Origin of the sequence: uncultured Paraglaciecola sp. (assembly GCF_963977085.1) — a bacterium.
Taxonomy (GTDB): Bacteria; Pseudomonadota; Gammaproteobacteria; order Enterobacterales; family Alteromonadaceae; genus Paraglaciecola.
In genome coordinates, this window is sequence record NZ_CAXBNC010000020.1 from 61,236 (window position 1) to 82,640 (window position 21,405).

Genomic DNA, 21,405 nt, shown 5'->3' on the forward strand with positions numbered 1-21,405 from the left:
GAGGAATGACATTGAGTCAAAGAATGACCGAGAAACAACTGATTGAAGCAGCCAATAAGCGTATTTTGTTGCTCGATGGGGCCATGGGCACCATGATCCAAGAACATAAATTAGAAGAAGCGGATTATCGCGGTGAACGTTTTGCTGATTGGCATTCCGATGTAAAAGGCAACAATGATTTATTAGTGTTGAGCCAGCCTGAAATTATTTACGACATTCACTGTGCTTATCTTGACGCGGGTGCAGATATAATTGAAACCAATACATTTAATGCGACTACTATTTCTATGGCCGATTACCATATGCAGGATTTGGCAAAAGAGATAAACATTGAAGCAGCCAAGTTAGCTAAAAAAGCAGCGGATAAGTTTACTGCGCAAACTCCCGATAAACCTAGGTTTGTTGCGGGAGTATTGGGACCAACTAGCCGCACCGCTTCTATTTCTCCAGATGTAAACGACCCCGCTAAACGCAATGTAACGTTTGATGAATTAGTGGTGGCTTACGTGGAAGCGACCCATGGATTAATTGAGGGCGGAGCAGATTTGATTATGGTGGAAACCATTTTTGATACCTTAAATGCAAAAGCGGCGGTATTTGCAGTGCAAACTGTGTTTGATGAGCTTGGTTTTAATCTACCCGTGATGATTTCTGGTACCATTACCGATGCCTCTGGTCGCACACTTTCAGGTCAGACGGCTGAAGCTTTTTATTATTCGATGAACCATGTTGACCCTTTTTCCTTTGGTTTAAATTGCGCATTAGGCCCCGATTTATTGCGTCAATATGTTGAGGAAATATCTCAGGTATCTGAATGTTTTGTTTCTGCTCATCCGAATGCAGGTTTGCCAAATGAGTTTGGTGAATATGACATGGAAAGTGATGAGATGGCTTCGCACATTAAAGAATGGGCAGAGTCTGGTTTATTAAATATTGTAGGCGGATGTTGTGGCAGTACACCAAAACACATTGCGGCCATCGCTGATGCGGTAAAAGATTACGCGCCTCGTAAAATAGTAGAACGAGAGGTGAGAATGCGCCTGTCTGGTTTAGAACCTTTTGTCCATTAGGCGGTTGAGATGAGTATAAATGACGTAGACAATGAGCAGACCATTCTTATAGTGGCTAAGTCCTCAGCAAATTTTATCAATGTAGGTGAACGTACTAACGTCACTGGTTCTGCTATGTTTAAGCGCTTGATCCTTAATGATGAGTATGAAAAAGCCTTAGATGTAGCCCGTCAACAAGTTGAAAATGGTGCGCAGATTATAGATATCAACATGGATGAAGCCATGTTGGACTCTGAAGCCGCCATGACACGCTTTTTAAATTTGATTGCTTCTGAACCCGATATTTCTCGGGTGCCTATCATGATTGATTCATCGAAATGGTCTGTCATCGAAGCAGGTTTAAAATGTGTGCAAGGCAAAGCCATAGTTAACTCCATTAGTTTGAAGGAAGGTGAAGAAAACTTTTTACATCAAGCCAAGTTGTTAAAGCGCTACGGTGCCGCGACTGTTGTTATGGCATTTGATGAGTTAGGGCAAGCAGATACTGAAGAACGAAAATTTGAGATTTGTGAGCGCAGTTATAAATTACTCACTGAAAAAATTGGCTTTCCTCCCCAAGATATTATTTTTGACCCAAATATTTTTGCTGTGGCAACGGGTATTGAAGAGCATAATAATTATGCTGTAGATTTTATCAATGCGACTCGACGTATTCGCCAAAACCTACCTCATGCTCATGTCTCGGGTGGTTTATCAAACGTCTCTTTCTCTTTTCGAGGTAATAATCCAGTACGTGAAGCCATGCATTCGGTATTTTTATACCACGCAATTAAAGCCGGTATGGATATGGGGATCGTTAATGCCGGGCAATTAGAAGTGTATGACCAAATTCCTCCAGAGTTAAAAGAAGCGGTAGAGGACGTGATATTAAATCGTCATGATCAAGCTACAGATACTCTTTTAGAGCTAGCGCCCAAATATCAAGGCGATGGCAAAGCAGTGGTCAAAGACAATCTTGAATGGCGTAAATTGTCAGTGAACAAACGTCTAGAGCACGCATTGGTGCGTGGCATAATGGACTTTATTGAAGAAGATACTGAAGCTGCGCGCCTTGCTGCTGACAAACCACTGCATGTTATCGAAGGGCCTTTGATGGACGGCATGAATGTAGTGGGGGATTTATTTGGTGAAGGAAAAATGTTTCTTCCGCAGGTAGTTAAATCAGCTCGGGTAATGAAAAAGGCGGTGTCTTATCTCAATCCTTATATCGAACTTGAGAAAGACCAAGGCAGCAGTAACGGCAAAATATTGTTGGCTACTGTAAAGGGGGATGTTCACGACATCGGAAAAAATATAGTTGGTGTTGTGCTGCAATGTAATAACTTTGAGATCATTGACCTTGGCGTGATGGTGCCTTGTGCTAAGTTATTGCAAGTAGCCAAAGACGAAAATGTTGACATGATTGGTCTTTCAGGATTGATTACCCCTTCTCTTGACGAAATGGTTCATGTTGCAAAAGAAATGCAACGTTTGGACTTCGACTTACCTTTGCTAATTGGTGGTGCTACAACTTCAAAAGCACATACTGCAGTAAAGATTGAGCATAACTATCAACATCCAGTGGTGTATGTTCCTAACGCCAGTAGAGCTGTTGGAGTTTGTCAGAAACTGATCACCGCAGAAAATCGTGCCATCTATGCAGAAGAATTAAAACTCGATTATGAAAAAGTGCGTGAGCAACACGCTAAGAAAAAGCCACGTACAAGACCCGTTACGCTAGAGCAAGCCCGGGAAAATGGCTTTAAGTTTGATTGGGACAATTACCAGCCCCCTGTACCCAATAAGTTAGGAGTGACAGCGGTGAGTGTTACTTTGGCTGAGTTGGTTGACTACATAGACTGGACACCTTTTTTCTTAACTTGGTCTTTAGCAGGAAAATACCCACGTATTTTGCAAGATGAAGTGGTAGGAAAAGAAGCCCAAAATCTATTTGATGATGCCCAAGTTATGCTGAAAACCTTGTGTAACAATCCCAAGCTTAAAGCCAGTGGTGTCATGGGGATATTCCCAGCCAACCGCGTCCAAGATGATATTCAAATCTATAGTGACGAAAGTCGTAGTGAAGTGGCATATGTTGCCCACCATCTGCGTCAACAAACCGAAAAACCCAAAGGAGCGAATAATTGTCTTAGTGACTTCATTGCCCCTAAGTCGTCAGGAAAAGCCGATTACCTTGGCGCATTTGCAGTGACTGCGGGCACTTGGGAAGATGCGTTAGCAAAAGAATATGAAGACGATGGCGATGATTATAATTCTATTATGGTTAAATCACTTGCCGATAGATTTGCTGAAGCCTTTGCTGAATATCTACATGAAAAAGTGCGCAAGGAAATTTGGGGCTTTGTACCTGATGAAAATTTATCTAACGAAGAATTGATCCGAGAAAAATACCAAGGAATAAGACCCGCGCCCGGTTATGCGGCTTGCCCAGAACATACTGAAAAACAATTGATATGGGATTTGCTCGATACTGAAAAAAACACTGGTATGAAACTCACTGAAAGTTACGCCATGTGGCCTGGTGCCGCAGTGTCTGGGTTTTATTTTTCGCATCCAGAATGTCGCTATTTTGCGGTGGCGCAAATACAGGAAGATCAGTTACTGGATTATGCTGCTCGCAAAAATTGGAGCAGATTGGAAGCTGAAAAATGGCTAGGGCCTAACCTTCAATAATAAATGAGGATCGCTATCACTATGGTCGATAAACCTTTTAGTCAAGCATGTGAAAATAACAAGCAACCCATCTTAGAGGTATTGAATCGGGTGTTGGCTGATAGACAAAAGCTGTTAGAAATAGGATCTGGTACAGGTCAACATGCTGCGTATTTTGCACCTAAACTTAAGCACCTAGAATGGCAAACAAGTGATATGCCTAATAATCACCTAGGCATAAAGGCCTGGCTCGACGAAGCTCAGGTAAGCAACTTGCATCAACCTATTAGTTTTACTGTTGGTACTAATGATTGGCCGTTAGGGAACTTTGATGCGGTGTATACCGCTAACACCACTCATATAATGCAACCGTCGGAGTCTAAACTTATGATGGAATTAGTTGCTGATAATTTGCCTCATGGGGGCATTTTTTGCCAATATGGCCCCTATAATTTTCAAGGGCAATATACCAGTGACTCAAACGCAGCCTTCGACCAGCATCTAAGTGAGCAAGGATGTGGTGGTATTCGAGATATTGATGAGTTGGTCACATGGGCGAGGCCACTAAATTTAATTGAAACTATTGCTATGCCAGCTAATAATTTTATGTTGATTTGGCAAAAAAGATAATTATCACATTACACAGGTTATTCGTCTGTTTGTCTAAAAGGTAACAGTTTTTCAGCGTTGTTTTTATATTCTGTAATATGGGTGTTTTCTTGTTGAATAAAGCGTTCAACGGCTTCTTGGAAGGCTTGTTCTCTAAGTGAGTGATTTGAGTAACAATATATGGGCTCAAATCCTCTTAGAATTTTATGTTCACCTTGAGTGCCAGGGTTAAAATGTGCGATGTCTTGTTCAATACAGAACTCTATACCTTGGTAGTAACAACACTCAAAATGTAAGTTTTGTATTTCTTCTAACGCCCCCCAATAACGTCCACAGAGTTGGTTTTTATCAAAAACAAATAGTGCGCTTGCTATTGGTTGTTGATCTTTTAAAGCAATAACTAACATTAAGTTCTTATGTAAATCTTTGAAAATTTGTTTAAAAAACGCTTCTGTTAAATAACCGTTATGACCACTGCGTTTTAAGTAGGTTTGTTGGTAACAATGATAAAAAAAGCCCATTAGTTCTTCGGTTAAACTGTCACCATGTAAACGTACAACTTTTACTCCCTGATTAGTGATTTTTAGACGTTCCTTTTTTACATTCTTTCTTTTTCGCGAATTAAAGAACGTTAAATAATCTTCGAAAGACGTATATTGATGATTAAACCATTCAAATTGAACCGCTTTGCGTTGTATTTGCCCATGGGTATGCAACAACTGACTAAGGTTTTGCTCAACAAATAACCAGTGCATGGAAGACATGCCGCTCACTTCTAGTTGATTGCTTATTTCTTGGCATAAAATAGGTAACAGCTGTTGTTTATCTACTTCTTTATTGAGCATTAATCTGGCGCCTGTTACGGGTGTAAAAGGAATGGCGGCCACTAACTTAGGATAATAGTTTACTCCGTAGTGTCGATATGTGTTTGCCCAAGCAAAATCAAATACATACTCTCCGTAACTATGTGTTTTTTTGTATAAAGGTAGGATGCCAACAGGCTGCGAATTTTGATAGATTACTAAATGATAAGGTTGCCATCCAGATTGACCGCCAACCGATCCTGAAGTTTCTAAGGCATGCAAAAAAGTGTATTGGCAAAATGGGCTGCAACCCATTGCTAAATCGTCCCATACAGTTTGACCAATTTGTTCAATAGAGGTGTTAAATTTAAATCTGTAGTTTGAGCTTAAAATTGACAATTTTTGGCCTAACCTTTTGCTAAGTTTACTACCCTAATATGGCAGAGAATGATGCTAAGATCATTAAATATACCATCACTAAGTTACTTGCGGGACGAGAGCACAGTAAACACGAATTACTCAAGACGCTTTTGCGACGGGATTTTGAGTGAAACCTTAGCCTAGAATGGATTAAAAAATTTAATCCGCATAACGTACAAAGCAATGAGCGGTTTGCTGGATCTTTGATTCGAGGCCGCGCCAATAAAGGCATAGGCGAAATAAGAAAACGCCGTTAATTGAAAGAACATCAAATTTCCGAAGAAATAGACACGGCAAGCAATGTTTGCGCTAAGTATCGCTTGGTTTGAGTTGGCAGCTAAGGCTTTCAACAAAAAATATGCTAACAAGCCCGCTAAAGATGATAAAGAGCAGCAAAAGCAGTAATGATTTTTATATTATCGCGGTTTTACTCATGAACAAATTTGCTATGGGATTGAATCATCAAAAGAATAAACTCTTTAGTGTTAACGCTAGCCTTAACAAAAGACAACTAAACTGATATCTTTGGCGCGATTACCAGTATTTATGCCGCTTTGGGCATATTTGAACCCCATTAATAATTAACATTTCAGGATTGTAAATGAGTAAAACAACCGCCGAGATCCGGTGCGCATTTTTAGATTTTTTTGCCGCAAGAGGACATCAAAAAGTATCCAGTTCATCTTTAGTTCCAGCAAATGATCCAACACTTTTGTTTACAAATGCAGGAATGAACCAGTTTAAGGATGTATTTTTAGGCACTGAATCTCGTAGTTATGACAAAGCGACTTCTTCGCAACGTTGTGTGCGAGCAGGTGGTAAACATAACGATCTTGAAAATGTTGGCTATACAGCACGTCATCACACTTTTTTCGAAATGTTAGGCAATTTTAGCTTTGGTGATTACTTTAAGACAGAAGGTATTCAGTATGCTTGGGACTTCTTAACCAATGAATTAGGTTTGCCCAAAGATAAATTATTGGTGACCATTTATCATGAAGATGACGAAGCTTTTGAAATATGGAATAAAAAGATAGGCTTACCTGAAGATAAAATTATCCGTATTAGCACCTCTGATAACTTTTGGTCTATGGGCGATACAGGGCCTTGTGGGCCATGTTCAGAGATCTTTTATGATCATGGTGAACATATCTGGGGCGGACGCCCAGGCACACCTGAAGAAGACGGTGACAGGTTTATTGAAATCTGGAATCTGGTCTTTATGCAATTTAACCGTCAAAGTGATGGCACAATGGAGCCCTTACCTAAGCCTTCTATTGATACAGGTATGGGCTTAGAAAGAATTTCTGCTATTTTGCAAAATGTACATAGTAATTATGAAATTGATATTTTCCAAAACTTGATCGAAGCCGCAGCCAAAATTGTGGGGACTGATGATAAGGAAAATAAGTCTTTACGAGTTATTGCCGATCATATTCGTTCGTGTAGCTTCTTGATTTGTGACGGTATAATTCCATCAAATGAAGGGCGAGGATATGTGTTGCGCCGCATTATTCGTAGAGCAGTCCGACATGGTAATAAACTAGGTGCTACTGAGGTGTTTTTCTATCGTCTTGTTGAGGCTTTGGAAACTCAAATGGCTGATGCTTACCCTGAACTCACTAACAATCGCGAACTCATCGAAAAAGTATTAAAAACCGAAGAAGAACAGTTTTCTCGCACGCTGGAGCGTGGCATGAGTATCCTTAACGAGGCGCTAAAAGAATTAACTTCTGATGTGGTGCCAGGTGAACTAGTCTTTAAGCTATATGATACTTACGGCTTCCCTGCTGACTTAACCAATGACATTGCCAGAGAGAAAGAATTACGTATTGATGAAGACGGTTTTCAAGCTGCAATGGCTGCTCAGCGCAAACGTGCGCAACAGGCAAGTCAATTTGATACGGATTATAACGAGCGACTAAAGTCTAATAGCACTTCTGAATTTACGGGTTATGATCACTGTGCCAGTCAAGCAGAAATTGTTGAATTGTTTGCCAATGGCCAACAAGTAGAAAAATTGAATTCCGGTGAAGAAGGGATTGTAGTGCTTAATAAAAGCCCTTTTTATGCTGAGTCCGGTGGTCAAGCCGGTGATAGTGGTGTACTTAAAAGCGCTAATGGTAGTTTTGCAGTACGAGATACAGTAAAGCTCGGCAATGCCATTGCTCATAAAGGTACCGCGCAATCAAATTTTAAACTTGGTGACAAAGTACAAGCTGAGTTCGATATAGAGCGCCGCGAATCAATAAAATTGAATCACAGTGCAACACATCTTATGCATGCGGCTTTGAAAAAAGTGTTAGGCGAACATGTAAACCAAAAAGGGTCACTAGTTTCTGAAGATCGTTTTCGATTTGATTTTTCACATTTTGAAGCTGTCACTAATGAAGAGCTACAAAGTGTTGAAACCTTGGTCAACGAGCAAATTCGAGCTAACCATGGTTTACAAACAAAGTTAATGAATTTGGACGAAGCCAAAGCGGCTGGAGCAATGGCTTTATTTGGTGAAAAATATGCTGAAGATGTGCGCGTTGTTTCTATGGGAGAATTCTCTATGGAACTGTGCGGCGGAACACATGTCAGAAGAACAGGTGATATAGGATTCTTTAAGATTGTTTCAGAAAGTGGTATCGCTGCTGGAGTCAGAAGGATTGAAGCTGTGACTGGCGCAAAAGCACTAGAGTTTGTACAAAGCCAAGGCCAACAAATGAGCCAGATTGCCGGTTTATTAAAAACCGACCCTCAAGGTTTATCGGCCCGAATTCAGCAGATGTTAGATCAAAACAAACTAGTTGAAAAAGAATTACTAAAATTAAAGCAACAGATAGCCAGTAATGCCACCACAGACGTGTTGTCTGATGTTGTTGAAATAAAAGGTGCGAAAGTCCTGTCAACTGTTTTACAAGGCGTTGAAGCTAATGCACTTAGAGTCATGGTAGACGACTTTAAAAATCAGTTAGGTAGCGCGGTCATTGTTTTGGGCATTGCGCAAGATAATAAAGTCAGCTTGATTGTAGGCGTGACCAAAGACTTAGTATCTAAAGTTAAAGCTGGGGAGTTGGTTAACTTCGTTGCACAACAGGTTGGTGGTAAAGGTGGAGGCCGTCCTGATATGGCTCAAGCAGGTGGTTCTCAACCACAAAATTTAGACTCAGCTATCGCTTCAGTGAGCGCTTGGTTAGAAGACAAATTGTAACGATAAGAATTTTTCGGTTGTTTTTTGTGGTGACAACAAAAATAGGGAAAAACCGATAGGGTAAGTTATCTGGCTTTGCCGGTAACTTACGCTAACTTTAAAGATGGATCGTATTTTTAACGGATAAAGGAGCAATAGAATGCTAATTTTAACTCGTCGTGTTGGTGAAACCCTAATGGTTGGTGATGACGTCACCGTAACAGTATTAGGTGTAAAAGGTAATCAGGTACGAATTGGTGTGAATGCGCCTAAGGAAATATCTGTACATCGTGAAGAAATTTATATGCGAATCCAAGCTGAAAAGAATGTGCAACTTGCAGCCCATGAACAGGCAGTGAGTACTGACGACGACTAGAAGTGATTGGACTTAAATAAAGCTGGGTAACCAGCTTTTTTTATGTCTGGATATTTCAAATTTTGCTTCAAATAAGACAAAAAATAAGCACTTAGCCAATAATCGATTAAAATGCCAGCAAGCTGTCATTAAGTTAATAAAAAGTGTTTGACTTACTCATGTGGATCGGTAAACTTCGGCTCCTCATTTAGGAGAGGTTAACCCTGAGACAGGGGGAACGGAGCTAAACACTTTGATTTGTAATCTGAGTTTAGCAATTCTAAAATGAGTGTAAAATCTAAGTTCCGGAGAGGTGGGTGAGTGGCTGAAACCAGTTCCCTGCTAAGGAACCGTACGTTTATTCGTACCGAGGGTTCGAATCCCTCCCTCTCCGCCATTGGGTTTTAGTGTAAAAATGTTTAAGCGCGTGTAGCTCAGCTGGATAGAGTACCTGGCTACGAACCAGGTGGTCGGAGGTTCGAATCCTTCCACGCGCACCATATTTTAAGATTTTTTAGAAGATAGCTAAAGTTTAGTTATACTTCTAAAGCAAACCGGTTAAAGCGCGTGTAGCTCAGCTGGATAGAGTACCTGGCTACGAACCAGGTGGTCGGAGGTTCGAATCCTTCCACGCGCACCATATATTAAAGCCCTTAAAGATTTATCTTTAAGGGCTTTTTTGTTTCTTTAAAAGAATTTTCAAATTGCTGTTGCCCACATCAGATAAGACAACTCAATAGTGTGAGTTATGACACCTGATCTAAGTAAAGGTGTTAATGATTCAGTAAGCTTGGGTAGGTATTCACAATAACCGAATATTTTCTTATTCTTTATGCACTTTTCCTCTTGGTGTTTTGTTGTGTTTTATAAGGCTGCATGGTACTTATTCCTTATAAAATCTTAAATGTTGAGATCTCGTTTTTATGCAACCTGAAGTCGCAAATGCTCTTGCTGAGGCCGCTAATTTATTATTAGTTGGAATGGTCGTGGTATTTTTATTTTTATCGATGCTAATTGGTGCAATTACCCTTATTGCGTGGGTTATTAAATTAATACCTGATGAGTCATTAAACTCGATAGAAAACCAAGGCAAATTGACAAACAGCACCTTACCTAATAATCAAGGAGTGTCTCCTAAGATAGTGGCCGCGATCAGCGCAGCAATCTTTCAACATAGACAGTCTCACTAGTTTCAATTTTTAAGGAAGTATCCCCATGCGTAAACCACTAGCGATAACAGATGTTGTATTGCGTGACGCTCATCAATCATTGTTTGCAACCAGAATGCGTCTTGAAGACATGTTACCTATAGCAAGTAAATTAGACGATATTGGTTATTGGTCATTAGAAACTTGGGGTGGGGCGACGTTTGATGCTTGCATTCGTTATTTAGGGGAAGATCCATGGGAGCGCATTCGTCAGCTTAAAAAAGCCATGCCTAAAACTAAACAGCAAATGTTGTTGCGAGGGCAAAACCTTTTAGGCTATCGCCACTATGCTGATGATGTAGTTGAAAAGTTTGTTGAAAGGGCGCACGCAAATGGTGTAGATGTTTTCCGTATTTTTGATGCGATGAATGATATCCGTAACCTGCAAACTGCAGTTAAGGCCGCAATTAAGCAAGGTGCTCATGCTCAGGGCACTATGTCCTACACTGTGTCGCCAGTGCATTCATTACAAACATGGTTAGATATGGCTAATCAATTACAAGACATGGGCGTGCATTCCATATGTATTAAAGACATGGCGGGGCTGCTTAAGCCGTACGAGTGTGAAGAGTTAGTTACCAAATTAAAAGAATCTATTGAAGTGCCTATTGCCATGCATTGTCATGCAACGACTGGCTTAAGTGCTGCAACTTATCAAAAAGCGATTGACGCAGGTATTGATATTCTAGACACCTCTATTTCGTCAATGAGTATGACTTACGGGCATACAGCGACTGAAACCATAGTGTCTATTGTAGAAGGTACTGAACGTGATACAGGTTTAGCATTACCTGCATTTACCGAAATTGCCAGTTACTTCCGTGATGTACGTAAAAAGTATGCTCAGTTCGAAGGTAGCCTTAAAGGTGTTGATGCACGCATTTTGCTCGCTCAGGTGCCTGGAGGCATGTTAACCAACATGGAAAGTCAACTAAAAGAGCAGGGTGCTGAAGATAAAATGGACGAAGTACTGCTAGAAATTCCGAGAGTTAGAGAAGATCTAGGTTTTATTCCTTTAGTGACACCAACGTCACAGATAGTTGGTACTCAATCTGTTATCAATGTAATTACTGGCGAACGTTACAAGAGCATCAGTAAAGAAACCGCTGGCGTACTCAAAGGTGAGTATGGGGCTACTTCTGCACCTGTTAACAGTGAGCTTCAATTGCGTGTATTGGAAGGCAAAGAAGCCATTACATGTCGACCAGCAGACCTAATCGAAGACGAGTTAGAGGCGCTTACCTCTGAACTGACAGATATTGCTAAAAAAGAATCGATACAAATGGCAGATGATTTGGTAGATGACGTATTGACCTATGCGTTGTTTCCGCAAATCGGACTCAAGTTTCTTAAAAATAGAAATAACCCTGATGCATTCGAACCAGCACCAAGTCAAGAGTCTCAAAGTACTGCTAGCCCTTCTGTTGTGACTGAAGCGAATAGCTCTGGTACTGCCGCTTATTCAGTGCGTGTTGACGGTCAAGTGTTTGCGGTAGAAGTGGCGCAAAGTGGTGAGTTGACTAATGTGCAAGCAACTTCTAGCGCCGCGCCTCAGAATAGTATTACTCCATCTGCAACTGGCCAAACATTAAATTCACCCTTAGCAGGGAATATATTTAAAGTGCTTGTCAAAGAAGGTGATCATGTCAATTCAGGTGATGTAGTCATCATTATGGAAGCGATGAAGATGGAAACCGAAATTCGTGCATCTGTATCAGGCGTAGTATCTAAAATCTCAACTAAAGAAGGTGATGCGGTGCAAACGGGTCAACCTTTATTAGCAATAGGATAAGGAATACAGATGGAAAAGCTCGAATTATTATGGCAAAGCACCTCTCTGGCTCATTTTGAGTTAGGTCAGGTGATCATGATGAGCGTTGGTGGATTATTGCTTTATTTGGCTATTGTTAAAAAGTTTGAACCTTTGCTGCTGCTTCCAATTGGTTTTGGGGCTGTGCTTACCAATATTCCATTGGCGGGCTTTAGTGACCCCGGTGGTTTGCTTTACCTTGTTTATCATGTAGGGATTGATACAGGGGTCTTCCCTTTGCTTATTTTTATGGGCGTGGGGGCCATGACAGACTTTAGTGCGTTGATTGCCAATCCTAGAATGCTGCTACTTGGCGCTGCAGCACAATTTGGTATCTTTGGTACTTTATTTGGCGCTATTGCCTTAAACATGGTGCCAGGTTTCGAATTTACTCTACAAGATGCGGCGGCTATTGCAATTATTGGTGGTGCTGATGGACCAACCGCAATATTTTTAGCCTCAAAACTCGCCCCAGATCTGTTAGGGGCTATTGCGGTCGCTGCATATTCTTATATGGCCTTAGTGCCAATTATTCAGCCTCCAATTATGCGACTATTAACCAATGCCGAAGAAAGAAAAATAGAAATGCCGCAACTTAGAATTGTGTCTAAGCGCGAGAAAATTATTTTTCCTTTAGCTGTGCTATTTTTGTGTGTATTATTTTTACCTACTGCCACACCTTTAGTGGGCATGTTTTGTTTAGGTAATTTAATGAAAGAATCAGGCGTGGTAGATAGATTAAGTAACAGTGCACAAAACGAATTAATTAATGTGGTGACTATATTTTTAGGACTGGCAGTTGGCTCAAAATTATCAGCCGAAAAGTTTTTGACAGTAGAAACCTTAGGTATCTTGGCGTTAGGGGCAATCGCTTTCTCCATTGGGACTGCTGCGGGAATATTGATGGCAAAAGCAATGAGTAAGCTAAGCAGCCAAAAAATCAATCCATTGATTGGTGCGGCGGGTGTGTCGGCGGTGCCTATGGCTGCAAGAGTTGTGAATAAGGTAGGTCTAGAGGCAAACCATCATAACTTCTTGTTGATGCACGCTATGGGGCCTAACGTGGCTGGTGTATTAGGCTCTGCCGTAGCTGCAGGGATATTGTTGGCGCTAGTAGGATAAAATTATCAGAAAGTGCTGGGTAACCTAGCTAGTTAACGCTAGCTCAAGTTACTTAGCGCAGTTAATTATTTTAGATTTTGCCGATTAACTAAGGCCTGATGTGAATCAACTAACTTTTTAGTGTATTCATCTTTAGGCCAATTAAAAATCACATCGGTTTTCCCTGACTCTACCACTTTCCCATCTTTCATAATGATCACTTTGTCAGATATATGCCTAACAATACCTAAATTGTGAGAAATAAAGATAAAGCCTAAACCTAAATCAAGCTGTAGTTTCATCAGTAAATTAACTGCTTGTGAACGCACCGATGGATCTAAAGCGGCAAAGGGTTCGTCGGCAACAATCACCTTGGGGTTGAGTATTAGTGCACGGGCTAGCGCTATTCTTTGTCGTTGTCCATCTGATAGCATATGCCGATAAAAGAAACGGTGTTCTGACATTAACCCAACTTGTCTTAAGGTACGCTCGATTAGAGAGGTGCGTTGCTGCGCATTGAGTTTAGTGTTGAGACGTAAAGGTTCTTCAAGAATAGATCCAAGTGTCAATCCAGGGTTAAGGGATTCATTACTATTTTGAAAAATCATTCTAATATCGTGGCACCTCACACTAATATTCGATTTATTTAAGTCCACACCATCCATAAAAATTTTTCCACTTTTAGGTGTTTCTAAACCCACAAGTAGCTTGGCCAACAAGGACTTACCTGAACTATTATTGCCAACAATAGCCAAGGTTTCACCTTCTTTAAGGTTGAAACTTACTGGCCCTAAATCAAAAGTTATTTTGCTCTTTGACCACATTTTTTTAATGGAATTTTGAAAGGTTAAGTCTTTAACATTGAGTAAATCCATTACTTAGCGCCCCAATGGAGTGGAAAATGGCAGCTATAAAAATGTGTATGTACTCGTCTAATTTGAGGTATGGCTACACACTCTCTGCGAGCTCGCGGGCATCTTGGACCTAATCGACAGCCAATAGGTAAGTTATGTAGAGTGGGGATAGTGCCATCCAGTGAGCTAAGTGGAGATTTTGGAGGCAAGTCCTTGCGAAAACTCGGGGCACTATCAAGCAAAGCTTGGGTATAGGGATGGAAGGCACGTTTTCTAAGTTGTTGTAGTTCACCACTTTCAACTGTTTGACCACAATATAGAACCGTCATATAACTGGCCATGTTGGATATCGCTAACAAGTCGTGGCTTACGAATAAAACACTCATGCTTTTAACTTGGTTGACCCTAGTGAGTAACTTCAATATTTGAGTTTTTGCCGTGACTTCCATTCCCCTAGTAGGATCATCAGCAATAATTAACTTAGGCTCAGAAGCAAGTGCCATGGCAATCATAAACTTTTGTACTATATCGTTGGCAATTTGATGGGGATAACTTTTCAAACATAGTTGATGATTTTTGATACCTACTTTATGTAATAGTTTGATTGCTAATGCTTGTTTCTCTTTATTGCGCTGCCAAAACCAAGTTTTAGTGAGTTTATCAGTAGGTAGCATTTCTTGTAGCTGCTCTCCTAAGGTCAATAACGGGTCGAGAGAATTAATCGGATTTTGAAAAATTACTGAAATATCCTGGCGAACAATTTTTCGCCTTGCTTTGACCGACATGGTTAATAAGTTTTGTCCTTTCCATGTCATGCGGTCTGCTGTGATCCGCCAGCGGACAGGCAGTGCACCAACAATCGCTTTGACGATCAAACTTTTTCCTGACCCAGATTCACCCACCAAGGCGTGAATTTGCTTCTCATGGATAACCATGTTTATTTTATCAAGAGCCTTTACCCAGCCCCCAGATATATCAATTTCCAATGTTAGGTTTTTGATATCGAGCAAAACCATTAGTGTAATAACCTATTTCTAAGGGCCGAACGCAGACCGTCGCCAACTAAATTAATTGAAATTATCATGACAAATAAGGCGCCACCGGGTACAGCAAAAGTCCAAGGAGCAATGTAGGCGACTTCAATTCCTTCCAAGAGCATTGCACCTAGTTCTGAGGACGGAGCTTGAGCGCCGAGCTTGAGGAATCCTAAAGCACTGATATCTAGGATAGAAACAGACAGTGCTAGCGTCCCTTGTACCACTAACATTTCACCCATATTCGGTAAAATAGAATGAATAAAAATATGGGTTTTGCTAGCACCGTCGAGTTTGGCAGCCATAATGTATTCTTTGGACAACTCATGTCTAACAAAGTCACGAGTTTGGTGCACAAATTGCGGAATAAGAGCAAGTGCTATAGCCCACATGCTATTAACAAGCCCAGTACCTAAAATAGCGATAATGATGATGGCGATAAGCAGAGTGGGTATGGCTTGAATTGAGTCTAATGTATGGTTGAGAATACTTGAGCGGAATCCTCTACTCATTCCGGCTAAGGCGCCTAATCCTACTCCCAACAGCATTGCCACCATCACTAACCACAGACTAACCCCAAAGGTCGTTCTGCAGCCATAGATAATCCGAGACAATAAATCGCGACCTAAAGCATCAGTTCCAAACAAGTGGCTGATGCCACCATTGGGATACCAAGAAGGAGGGATCAGCAAATCCCCTATTTGTTGCATATTCGGATCAAAAGGTGCCAATAAAGGGCAAAAAATAGTGATAATTAGAAAAAAAGCAAAACAAAATAGTCCAGCAACAGCAATATGGTTTTTCTTAAATTCCATCCAAGTGTATTGCAGTGGAGAGGGGTAGTGTTCTTCTTGATATAAACTAGATTGTGGCACGGTCAGCCCTTCTACGTCTTGGATCGGTGAGACGGATAGTAAGATCAATCGACATGGTAAATATCACAACTAAAACAGATACGGCTAACATGCCTGCTCTAATTGCGGGGTAATCTTGTTGATAAATGGCCTGAATCAACCAATTACCAATGCCCGGCCAAGAAAATATACTTTCTACTATCATGGCATTAGTTAACAGTGTAGGAAATTGCATGGCTAGGAGTGGCAGTATAGGTATGATTGCATTTCTTACACCGTGACGCATTAATACTTGTGTAGGGTTGAGACCTCTTGCGTAGGCAGCTAAGATAAACTCACTATTTAAAGTTTTTATTACCGAACGTCTGGTGATACGCAATATCAGTGTTGTTGTGACAACCGCAATGGATAAAGTAGGCAAAATAAGATGTCTTAAAGCACTAATGAAGGCGGCTTGTTTATCGGTAGTATCAGACAATAAAATATCGATTAAAATGAAACCTGTGGTCCTTGGTACTTCAAATAACAAGCTGATACGCCCAGAAAGCGGAAACCATCCTAGTTGCAGAGAAAAGACAAAAATCATGATCAAGGCTAACCAGAAGACTGGAATGGAATAGCCTAATAAGCTCACCGATAGCAAACTATAGTCGGTTAATTTATGGTGTCGTAAAGCCGCTAAAAAGCCTAATGGCAAACCAATGAAAAAAGACAGGAAAAGTGCATAAGCGCTGAGTTCAATACTAGCAGGCAGATAATGACTAACATCATCATAAAGTGGTAAACCCGAACTAAAACTGACGCCCCAATTACCAGCAAATAGTTCTCCCATGTAATGCCAATATTGAATAAATATATTGGCATCTACCGCGTATTTTAACTCACTAGTTTGCAGCTCGGTTAGTTCATTAATCCTCAAGCCTGTAAGATTCTCTACTGCTTGCCCTGGAAATAAATAAGCCAAGAGAAAAGACAATAAGCTCAAAACAAATAGTGTGGCAAAAACAAGATTTGTATAACGCAGTAAAACATTTGCCATTACAGTTTTCTCACCCCACCAAAACGCACTCCGCCATAGGGATTAATGACTAACCCCTGTAATTCTTTTCTATGGGCTTGATATCGTGACGCATGAGCGATGGGGATCAAAGGCAGTTGTTCTGCCAAAAGTTCATTGGCCTTGCCATAAAAATAAGTTCGTTCACTGATTTCAGTGTACTGTAATGCTTTATTAATCAATAAATCATATTCATCTGAGCACCACATTGCTCTGTTTGTGCCTGATTTAATGGCTGCACATGATAATAAGGGCCGGTAAAAATTATCAGGATCACCATTGTCTGCAGACCAACCAATTAACACAGAGTCATGAATGCCCTTAGTTAAACGTTCTCTAAAGGTTGACCATTCGTAGCTAACAATATTGACCTTTATGCCAACATCTTGCAAATAGGCTTGGATTAGTTCCGCCATTTTTAAGGCATTGGGATTGTAAGCGCGCTGCACTGGCATGGCCCAGACCGTCATTGAGAAGTCCTCGGGTATCCCTTGCTCACGTAATAATTTTTTTGCCGCAATAGGATTATAACTGAGGGGCTTCACGTCAGATTGAAACGCCCAAGATGTAGGAGGGACAATGTTTTTTGCTAGAATAGCACTGTTAAAGTAAATCGCGTCTATTAAGGCATTTTTATCGATTGCCATGCCTAAAGCTCTGCGTACCTCTGGATTATTAAAGGGAGGTTTCGATGTATTAAACGCCCAGAACCCAACATTCAGGCCAGGCTTTTCATCTAATACTAAATCATCTTGTTGCCTGATCACCTCCAGTTCACTATGGGCTGGCAATGCAATTGCATCACATTCGGAGGTAAGTAACTTTGCGAGTCTAACAGAGCTTGAAGGTGTGATATCAAAAATGAGTTTGTCACTTAACGGGATCTGGCGCCAATATTTGGGGTGTTTTGTAAAGCGTATATAGCGGTCTTGACGAAAGCTAGCCAGTTGATATGGACCCGTACCAATTGGTTTGTGATCTATTAACTCTTTTTGATTTCGAGATATCAATTTTTCTGCATACTCCGCAGATAAAATCACCGCAAAGTCTGTTGCGAGGTTAGCTAGAAACGAGCTTTCAGGTTTATTAAGGGTTATTTCAACTCGGTAGCCATTAATACGCGCCACCTTTGTTATTAAGTCGCCAAGGTTCAGACTGTCAGTATAAGGATACCTACCGCCTGCTATATCGTGATAAGGGTGATCCTTCAATCGCCATCGATCGATACTAAACAACACATCGTCTGCATTAAAATAGCGCGTTGGTGTAAACGTTTGTGTTTCGTGAAAAGAGACCTCTTGCCTTAATTGAAAAGTATAAGTTTTACCGTCATTACTGACTAGCCAACTGGTGGCTAATGCGGGGACGATATTCCCAGTTACTGGGTCAAAATCAATTAAGCGATCATAAATTTGATGAGACGAAGCATCCACAGTTGTGCCAGAGGTATCTAATTGTGGATTAAAGTTGGCCGGACTACCTTCTGAGCAATATATAATACCATTAGGGTCAGTTTTCGATTGAAGAAGCGCATCGCATGCACTTAAGCAGGTACTCGCTAAAACAATTGAGATTGCTTTGAACCAGTCATTTTTATTGCGCTTTTTGAGAATATTCACGATATGAGCTTAATCGATATCTTCATTAGTTTGTTCTAACAAATTGTATTTTTTTAAATAACCACGTAATTGATGATATGTTAATCCCAACTTTTCGGCAGTTTTCTTTTGATTAAATTGGCTATCAGCCAATGCTTGATTAATTAAATCTATTTCAAAGTCTTGAGAAAGTTCTTTTAAATCAACTGGAAAATCAAAGGCAGTGTTGGTTTTGAGCTCAGAGGTTATGGCAACATGTGGCAAAGGTTCAGGCAAACTTACAGGAGATGACACAGTCTCTGGTTGTATCATTCTGTCCTGTGTTTTGACTCTTTTTTGCGGTCGGTAATTAGACTCAAAGGGATCCAAAACAATATTATGCACTGGCAGGTTGGGGTTGTTACTGCGATAGACAGCGCGTTCCACCACATTTTTTAATTCGCGGATATTCCCCGGCCAGTAGTAATCCAATAAAGTGCGTTTGGCTTTTTCAGTAAAACCACTGAATAACTCCATATCTAATTCTCTGGCCATGTTAATGGCAAAGTGTTCCGCTAACATCATGATGTCTTCTCTGCGTTCCCGTAGTGGGGGAAGAGTAATAACGTCAAATGCTAATCTATCCAATAAGTCGGCTCGAAATTCGCCTGAGTCAGCTAAGGAGGGTAAGTCTTCGTTGGTCGCAGCTACTAGTCGTACATCGACCTTCACACTTCGGGACCCCCCGACACGTTCAAACTCTCCATATTCAATCACGCGCAGCAGTTTTTCTTGCACCATACCAGAAGTATTGGCAAGTTCATCCAAAAATAAGGTGCCGTTATTGGCGGATTCGAATCGTCCTTCCCTGCGTTTTGCTGCGCCGGTAAAAGCCCCCGCTTCATAACCAAACAATTCACTTTCTAATAAACTTTCGTTTAGAGCTGCACAATTTAATGTTAAATAGTTCTGTTCCCAGCGTTTTGACAAAAAGTGCATGCGGGCGGCGACAAGCTCTTTTCCTGTGCCTCTTTCTCCAATAATTAATACGGGTTTATTCAAAGGTGCAATTTGTGAAATTTGCTCTAACACCTCTAAAAAGTTATTAGAGTGACCTAGCAAGTTATCTTGTTGGCGAAAGCGGCTCATCAATATCCTCAAAAAGTGGTCTAAACGACTAAGTAATAGTCTGCTTACTAATTATTGTAGATCTCAGTGTTCGGTGTGTAAATTAATATTTCTTTAAAATCAATAATTTAGTTAAAACACCATGTTGGCCTAGTAATTGAATAATAGTTGCTAAGTAACACCAGTAATCCAGTTAAGTAACAGTATTTAACTTACATTTGATAATAGAGGTAAAGACTATGGGTATCTTCTCGCGTTTCACAGACATAGTGAACTCAAATATTAATTCCATTTTAGATAAGGCCGAAGATCCTGAAAAAATGGTGCGTTTAATTATTCAGGAAATGGAAGACACTTTAGTTGAAGTACGCTCTGCTTCAGCAAAAACTTTAGCGAGTAAAAAAGAAATTTCTTCGCAAATTGGTAAAGTGCAAAACGAAGCTAAGGATTGGAAAGGTAAAGCAGAGTTGGCTATCAGTAAAGATAGAGAAGACTTGGCCAGAGCAGCGTTGCAAGAAAAGAAAAAATGTGACGAACATGTTAAAGCTTTGTCCTCTGAACTTAGGGTAGTGGACGAGCAAATTACTAAGTTACAAAGTGAAGTAGGGCAGTTACAAGACAAATTGGCCGATGCTAAAACTCGTCAAAAGGCGATAATATTACGTCAGAAAACGGTCAGCTCTAGGCTTGAAGTGAAAAAAACCTTAGACAGTGGCAAAGTTGATGCTGCGATGGGACGTTTTGAGCAATATGAACGCAAAATTGATGATTTAGAATCACAAGTTGACGCCTATGACTTAGGTAAAAAGACACTCGCTGATGAGTTTGCTGAACTTGAATCTGATGATGAAATTGATGATGAATTAGCAGCGTTGAAGAAAAATATGCAAAGTAAGTCAACCGCTAATAAAAAATAAGACCTATTCGAGTTAAAAAGGAGATAAATTGTGGAAGACGTGATTGGAATCATAGTAGCACCTATCATTATATTTATGATCTTTGTCGCTCCGATATGGTTGATAATGCATTATCGGAGCAAAAAACAAATGAGTCAGGGACTGACTGATGACGAATACGGCACATTGCAAGAATTAGCTGATAGAGCCGAAAAAATGGCAGATCGCATTCATACATTAGAGTCTATTTTGGATGCTGAGGCGCCAGAGTGGAGGAATAAGGTATGAGGACTTACGGTACTTTGCACAGAGATCCGAGTAAAGGAAAAATTGCAGGAGTCTGTGCTGGCATAGCAGAGTACTTTGGCATGGAAATCTGGTTAGTGCGAATTCTTACATTAACGGGGTTTTTCTTACTAGGAGGCCCATTTTTCTTTGTTGGTTATATTGCTGCGTGGTTTATTTTAGAGAAAAAACCTAAAGGTTATATTGCAAAACCAAGAGGGGAAGCGTTTGGGCGTAAAGGTCATCAAAACAAGGAACAAGGTAAAGGATGGCACAATATACCCGAAGAGGAATCAGAGAAGGTTGTGGTCAAGTCTAAAATTTGGCAAGCAGGAGAATCACCAAAACAGGCTTTTATTGATATAAAACAGCGCTTTGAAAAAAATGAAACTAGACTGAGAAAAATGGAAACTTATGTGACCTCATCTGAGTTTCAACTCAACCGAGAATTAAGCAAACTTTAACCTAATCAAAAAGGGCTAGCATAAGACTAGCCCTAATTGTTGCGCTTTTA

The 21,405-nt window shown here is 40.5% G+C and carries 18 protein-coding genes and 3 tRNA genes; 14 read left to right on the forward strand and 7 right to left on the reverse strand.

From position 1 onward, the window contains the following. The first annotated feature begins 5 nt into the window (after nucleotides 1-5). The 3 genes from AAC000_RS18780 to AAC000_RS18790 are packed head-to-tail and all read left to right on the forward strand — an operon-like array spanning nucleotide 6 to nucleotide 4,352. The gene (locus AAC000_RS18780; protein WP_339724916.1) at nucleotides 6-1,070 is read left to right on the forward strand and encodes a homocysteine S-methyltransferase family protein; all 1,065 of its coding nucleotides are present in this window, start codon (nucleotides 6-8) and stop codon (nucleotides 1,068-1,070) included. A 9-nt stretch (nucleotides 1,071-1,079) separates the two neighbouring features. Then, on the forward strand, nucleotides 1,080-3,743 hold the full coding sequence (gene metH / locus AAC000_RS18785; protein ID WP_339724918.1) for a methionine synthase: 2,664 nt from the start codon (nucleotides 1,080-1,082) through the stop codon (nucleotides 3,741-3,743). Between the two features lie 21 nt (nucleotides 3,744-3,764). Further along, nucleotides 3,765-4,352 carry a DUF938 domain-containing protein gene (locus AAC000_RS18790; protein WP_339724920.1) on the forward strand — a complete coding sequence of 196 codons (588 nt, stop codon included), beginning with the start codon at nucleotides 3,765-3,767 and terminating at the stop codon, nucleotides 4,350-4,352. A 17-nt stretch (nucleotides 4,353-4,369) separates the two neighbouring features. On the opposite strand, the gene AAC000_RS18795 is transcribed toward AAC000_RS18790, so the two are convergent. Next, nucleotides 4,370-5,533 (reverse strand): GNAT family N-acetyltransferase, encoded by a 1,164-nt coding sequence (locus AAC000_RS18795; protein ID WP_339724922.1) that lies wholly within the window; start codon nucleotides 5,531-5,533, stop codon nucleotides 4,370-4,372. A gap of 622 nt (nucleotides 5,534-6,155) precedes the next feature. Between AAC000_RS18795 and alaS the strand changes: the two genes are divergently transcribed. From alaS to AAC000_RS18835, 8 genes are all read left to right on the forward strand, one after another. Next, the gene (gene alaS, locus AAC000_RS18800; RefSeq protein WP_339724924.1) at nucleotides 6,156-8,753 is read left to right on the forward strand and encodes an alanine--tRNA ligase; all 2,598 of its coding nucleotides are present in this window, start codon (nucleotides 6,156-6,158) and stop codon (nucleotides 8,751-8,753) included. 139 nt (nucleotides 8,754-8,892) lie between these two features. Then, entirely contained in the window at nucleotides 8,893-9,108 is a 216-nt protein-coding gene (csrA, locus tag AAC000_RS18805) for a carbon storage regulator CsrA (RefSeq protein WP_339724925.1), read from the forward strand. Between the two features lie 286 nt (nucleotides 9,109-9,394). Further along, nucleotides 9,395-9,484, forward strand: a tRNA-Ser gene (locus AAC000_RS18810). 26 nt (nucleotides 9,485-9,510) lie between these two features. Beyond that, nucleotides 9,511-9,587 (forward strand) — tRNA-Arg (locus AAC000_RS18815). A 63-nt stretch (nucleotides 9,588-9,650) separates the two neighbouring features. After that, a tRNA-Arg gene (locus AAC000_RS18820) sits at nucleotides 9,651-9,727 on the forward strand. 283 nt (nucleotides 9,728-10,010) lie between these two features. Continuing rightward, complete coding sequence (locus AAC000_RS18825) at nucleotides 10,011-10,277, forward strand: OadG family transporter subunit (protein ID WP_339724926.1); 267 nt, start codon at nucleotides 10,011-10,013, stop codon at nucleotides 10,275-10,277. Nucleotides 10,278-10,302: 25 nt separating this feature from the next. Continuing rightward, the gene (gene oadA, locus AAC000_RS18830) at nucleotides 10,303-12,087 is read left to right on the forward strand and encodes a sodium-extruding oxaloacetate decarboxylase subunit alpha (RefSeq protein WP_339724927.1); all 1,785 of its coding nucleotides are present in this window, start codon (nucleotides 10,303-10,305) and stop codon (nucleotides 12,085-12,087) included. 9 nt (nucleotides 12,088-12,096) lie between these two features. Next, nucleotides 12,097-13,227, forward strand: a complete 1,131-nt coding sequence (locus AAC000_RS18835; RefSeq protein WP_339724929.1) for a sodium ion-translocating decarboxylase subunit beta — start codon at nucleotides 12,097-12,099, stop codon at nucleotides 13,225-13,227. A 65-nt stretch (nucleotides 13,228-13,292) separates the two neighbouring features. Here the strand turns inward: AAC000_RS18835 and AAC000_RS18840 are convergent, their stop codons facing one another. From AAC000_RS18840 to pspF, 6 genes are read right to left on the reverse strand one after another with little or no spacing between them, the layout of a single operon-like run. Next, a complete protein-coding gene (locus tag AAC000_RS18840; RefSeq protein ID WP_339724930.1) occupies nucleotides 13,293-14,081 on the reverse strand; it encodes an ATP-binding cassette domain-containing protein in 789 nt (262 codons plus the stop codon). Then, nucleotides 14,081-15,076 carry an oligopeptide/dipeptide ABC transporter ATP-binding protein gene (locus AAC000_RS18845; protein ID WP_339724931.1) on the reverse strand — a complete coding sequence of 332 codons (996 nt, stop codon included), beginning with the start codon at nucleotides 15,074-15,076 and terminating at the stop codon, nucleotides 14,081-14,083. The genes AAC000_RS18840 and AAC000_RS18845 overlap by 1 nt, the downstream gene beginning before the upstream one ends. After that, the gene (locus AAC000_RS18850) at nucleotides 15,076-15,969 is read right to left on the reverse strand and encodes an ABC transporter permease subunit (protein ID WP_339724933.1); all 894 of its coding nucleotides are present in this window, start codon (nucleotides 15,967-15,969) and stop codon (nucleotides 15,076-15,078) included. The genes AAC000_RS18845 and AAC000_RS18850 overlap by 1 nt, the downstream gene beginning before the upstream one ends. Further along, on the reverse strand, nucleotides 15,956-16,987 hold the full coding sequence (locus AAC000_RS18855; RefSeq protein ID WP_339724935.1) for an ABC transporter permease: 1,032 nt from the start codon (nucleotides 16,985-16,987) through the stop codon (nucleotides 15,956-15,958). The genes AAC000_RS18850 and AAC000_RS18855 overlap by 14 nt, the downstream gene beginning before the upstream one ends. Beyond that, nucleotides 16,987-18,624 (reverse strand): ABC transporter substrate-binding protein SapA, encoded by a 1,638-nt coding sequence (gene sapA, locus AAC000_RS18860; protein ID WP_339724937.1) that lies wholly within the window; start codon nucleotides 18,622-18,624, stop codon nucleotides 16,987-16,989. The genes AAC000_RS18855 and sapA overlap by 1 nt, the downstream gene beginning before the upstream one ends. Nucleotides 18,625-18,633: 9 nt before the next feature. Continuing rightward, a complete protein-coding gene (gene pspF, locus AAC000_RS18865; RefSeq protein ID WP_339724939.1) occupies nucleotides 18,634-19,731 on the reverse strand; it encodes a phage shock protein operon transcriptional activator in 1,098 nt (365 codons plus the stop codon). A 218-nt stretch (nucleotides 19,732-19,949) separates the two neighbouring features. On the opposite strand from pspF, the gene pspA reads away from it, so the two are divergent. Genes pspA through pspC form a run of 3 tightly spaced genes read left to right on the forward strand, consistent with a single transcriptional unit; the run spans nucleotide 19,950 to nucleotide 21,355 of the window. Continuing rightward, nucleotides 19,950-20,627: a phage shock protein PspA gene (pspA, locus tag AAC000_RS18870; protein WP_339724941.1), complete on the forward strand. Its 678-nt coding sequence runs from the start codon at nucleotides 19,950-19,952 to the stop codon at nucleotides 20,625-20,627. 30 nt (nucleotides 20,628-20,657) lie between these two features. Then, nucleotides 20,658-20,894: an envelope stress response membrane protein PspB gene (pspB, locus tag AAC000_RS18875; protein ID WP_339724942.1), complete on the forward strand. Its 237-nt coding sequence runs from the start codon at nucleotides 20,658-20,660 to the stop codon at nucleotides 20,892-20,894. After that, nucleotides 20,891-21,355, forward strand: coding sequence for an envelope stress response membrane protein PspC (gene pspC / locus AAC000_RS18880; protein WP_339724944.1), 465 nt, complete (start codon nucleotides 20,891-20,893; stop codon nucleotides 21,353-21,355). Before pspB ends, pspC begins: the two co-directional genes overlap by 4 nt. Nucleotides 21,356-21,405 lie beyond the last annotated feature (50 nt).

Excerpts from the sequence above, each read along its gene's own strand:
- AAC000_RS18780 (WP_339724916.1), top strand. The coding sequence starts at position 6 with ATGACATTGAGTCAAAGAATGACCGAGAAACAACTGATTGAAGCAGCC.
- metH (WP_339724918.1), top strand. The coding sequence starts at position 1,080 with ATGAGTATAAATGACGTAGACAATGAGCAGACCATTCTTATAGTGGCT.
- AAC000_RS18790 (WP_339724920.1), top strand. The coding sequence starts at position 3,765 with ATGGTCGATAAACCTTTTAGTCAAGCATGTGAAAATAACAAGCAACCC.
- alaS (WP_339724924.1), top strand. The coding sequence starts at position 6,156 with ATGAGTAAAACAACCGCCGAGATCCGGTGCGCATTTTTAGATTTTTTT.
- csrA (WP_339724925.1), top strand. The coding sequence starts at position 8,893 with ATGCTAATTTTAACTCGTCGTGTTGGTGAAACCCTAATGGTTGGTGAT.
- AAC000_RS18825 (WP_339724926.1), top strand. The coding sequence starts at position 10,011 with ATGCAACCTGAAGTCGCAAATGCTCTTGCTGAGGCCGCTAATTTATTA.
- oadA (WP_339724927.1), top strand. The coding sequence starts at position 10,303 with ATGCGTAAACCACTAGCGATAACAGATGTTGTATTGCGTGACGCTCAT.
- AAC000_RS18835 (WP_339724929.1), top strand. The coding sequence starts at position 12,097 with ATGGAAAAGCTCGAATTATTATGGCAAAGCACCTCTCTGGCTCATTTT.
- AAC000_RS18840 (WP_339724930.1), bottom strand. The coding sequence starts at position 14,081 with ATGGATTTACTCAATGTTAAAGACTTAACCTTTCAAAATTCCATTAAA.
- AAC000_RS18845 (WP_339724931.1), bottom strand. The coding sequence starts at position 15,076 with ATGGTTTTGCTCGATATCAAAAACCTAACATTGGAAATTGATATATCT.
- AAC000_RS18855 (WP_339724935.1), bottom strand. The coding sequence starts at position 16,987 with ATGGCAAATGTTTTACTGCGTTATACAAATCTTGTTTTTGCCACACTA.
- pspF (WP_339724939.1), bottom strand. The coding sequence starts at position 19,731 with ATGAGCCGCTTTCGCCAACAAGATAACTTGCTAGGTCACTCTAATAAC.
- pspA (WP_339724941.1), top strand. The coding sequence starts at position 19,950 with ATGGGTATCTTCTCGCGTTTCACAGACATAGTGAACTCAAATATTAAT.
- pspC (WP_339724944.1), top strand. The coding sequence starts at position 20,891 with ATGAGGACTTACGGTACTTTGCACAGAGATCCGAGTAAAGGAAAAATT.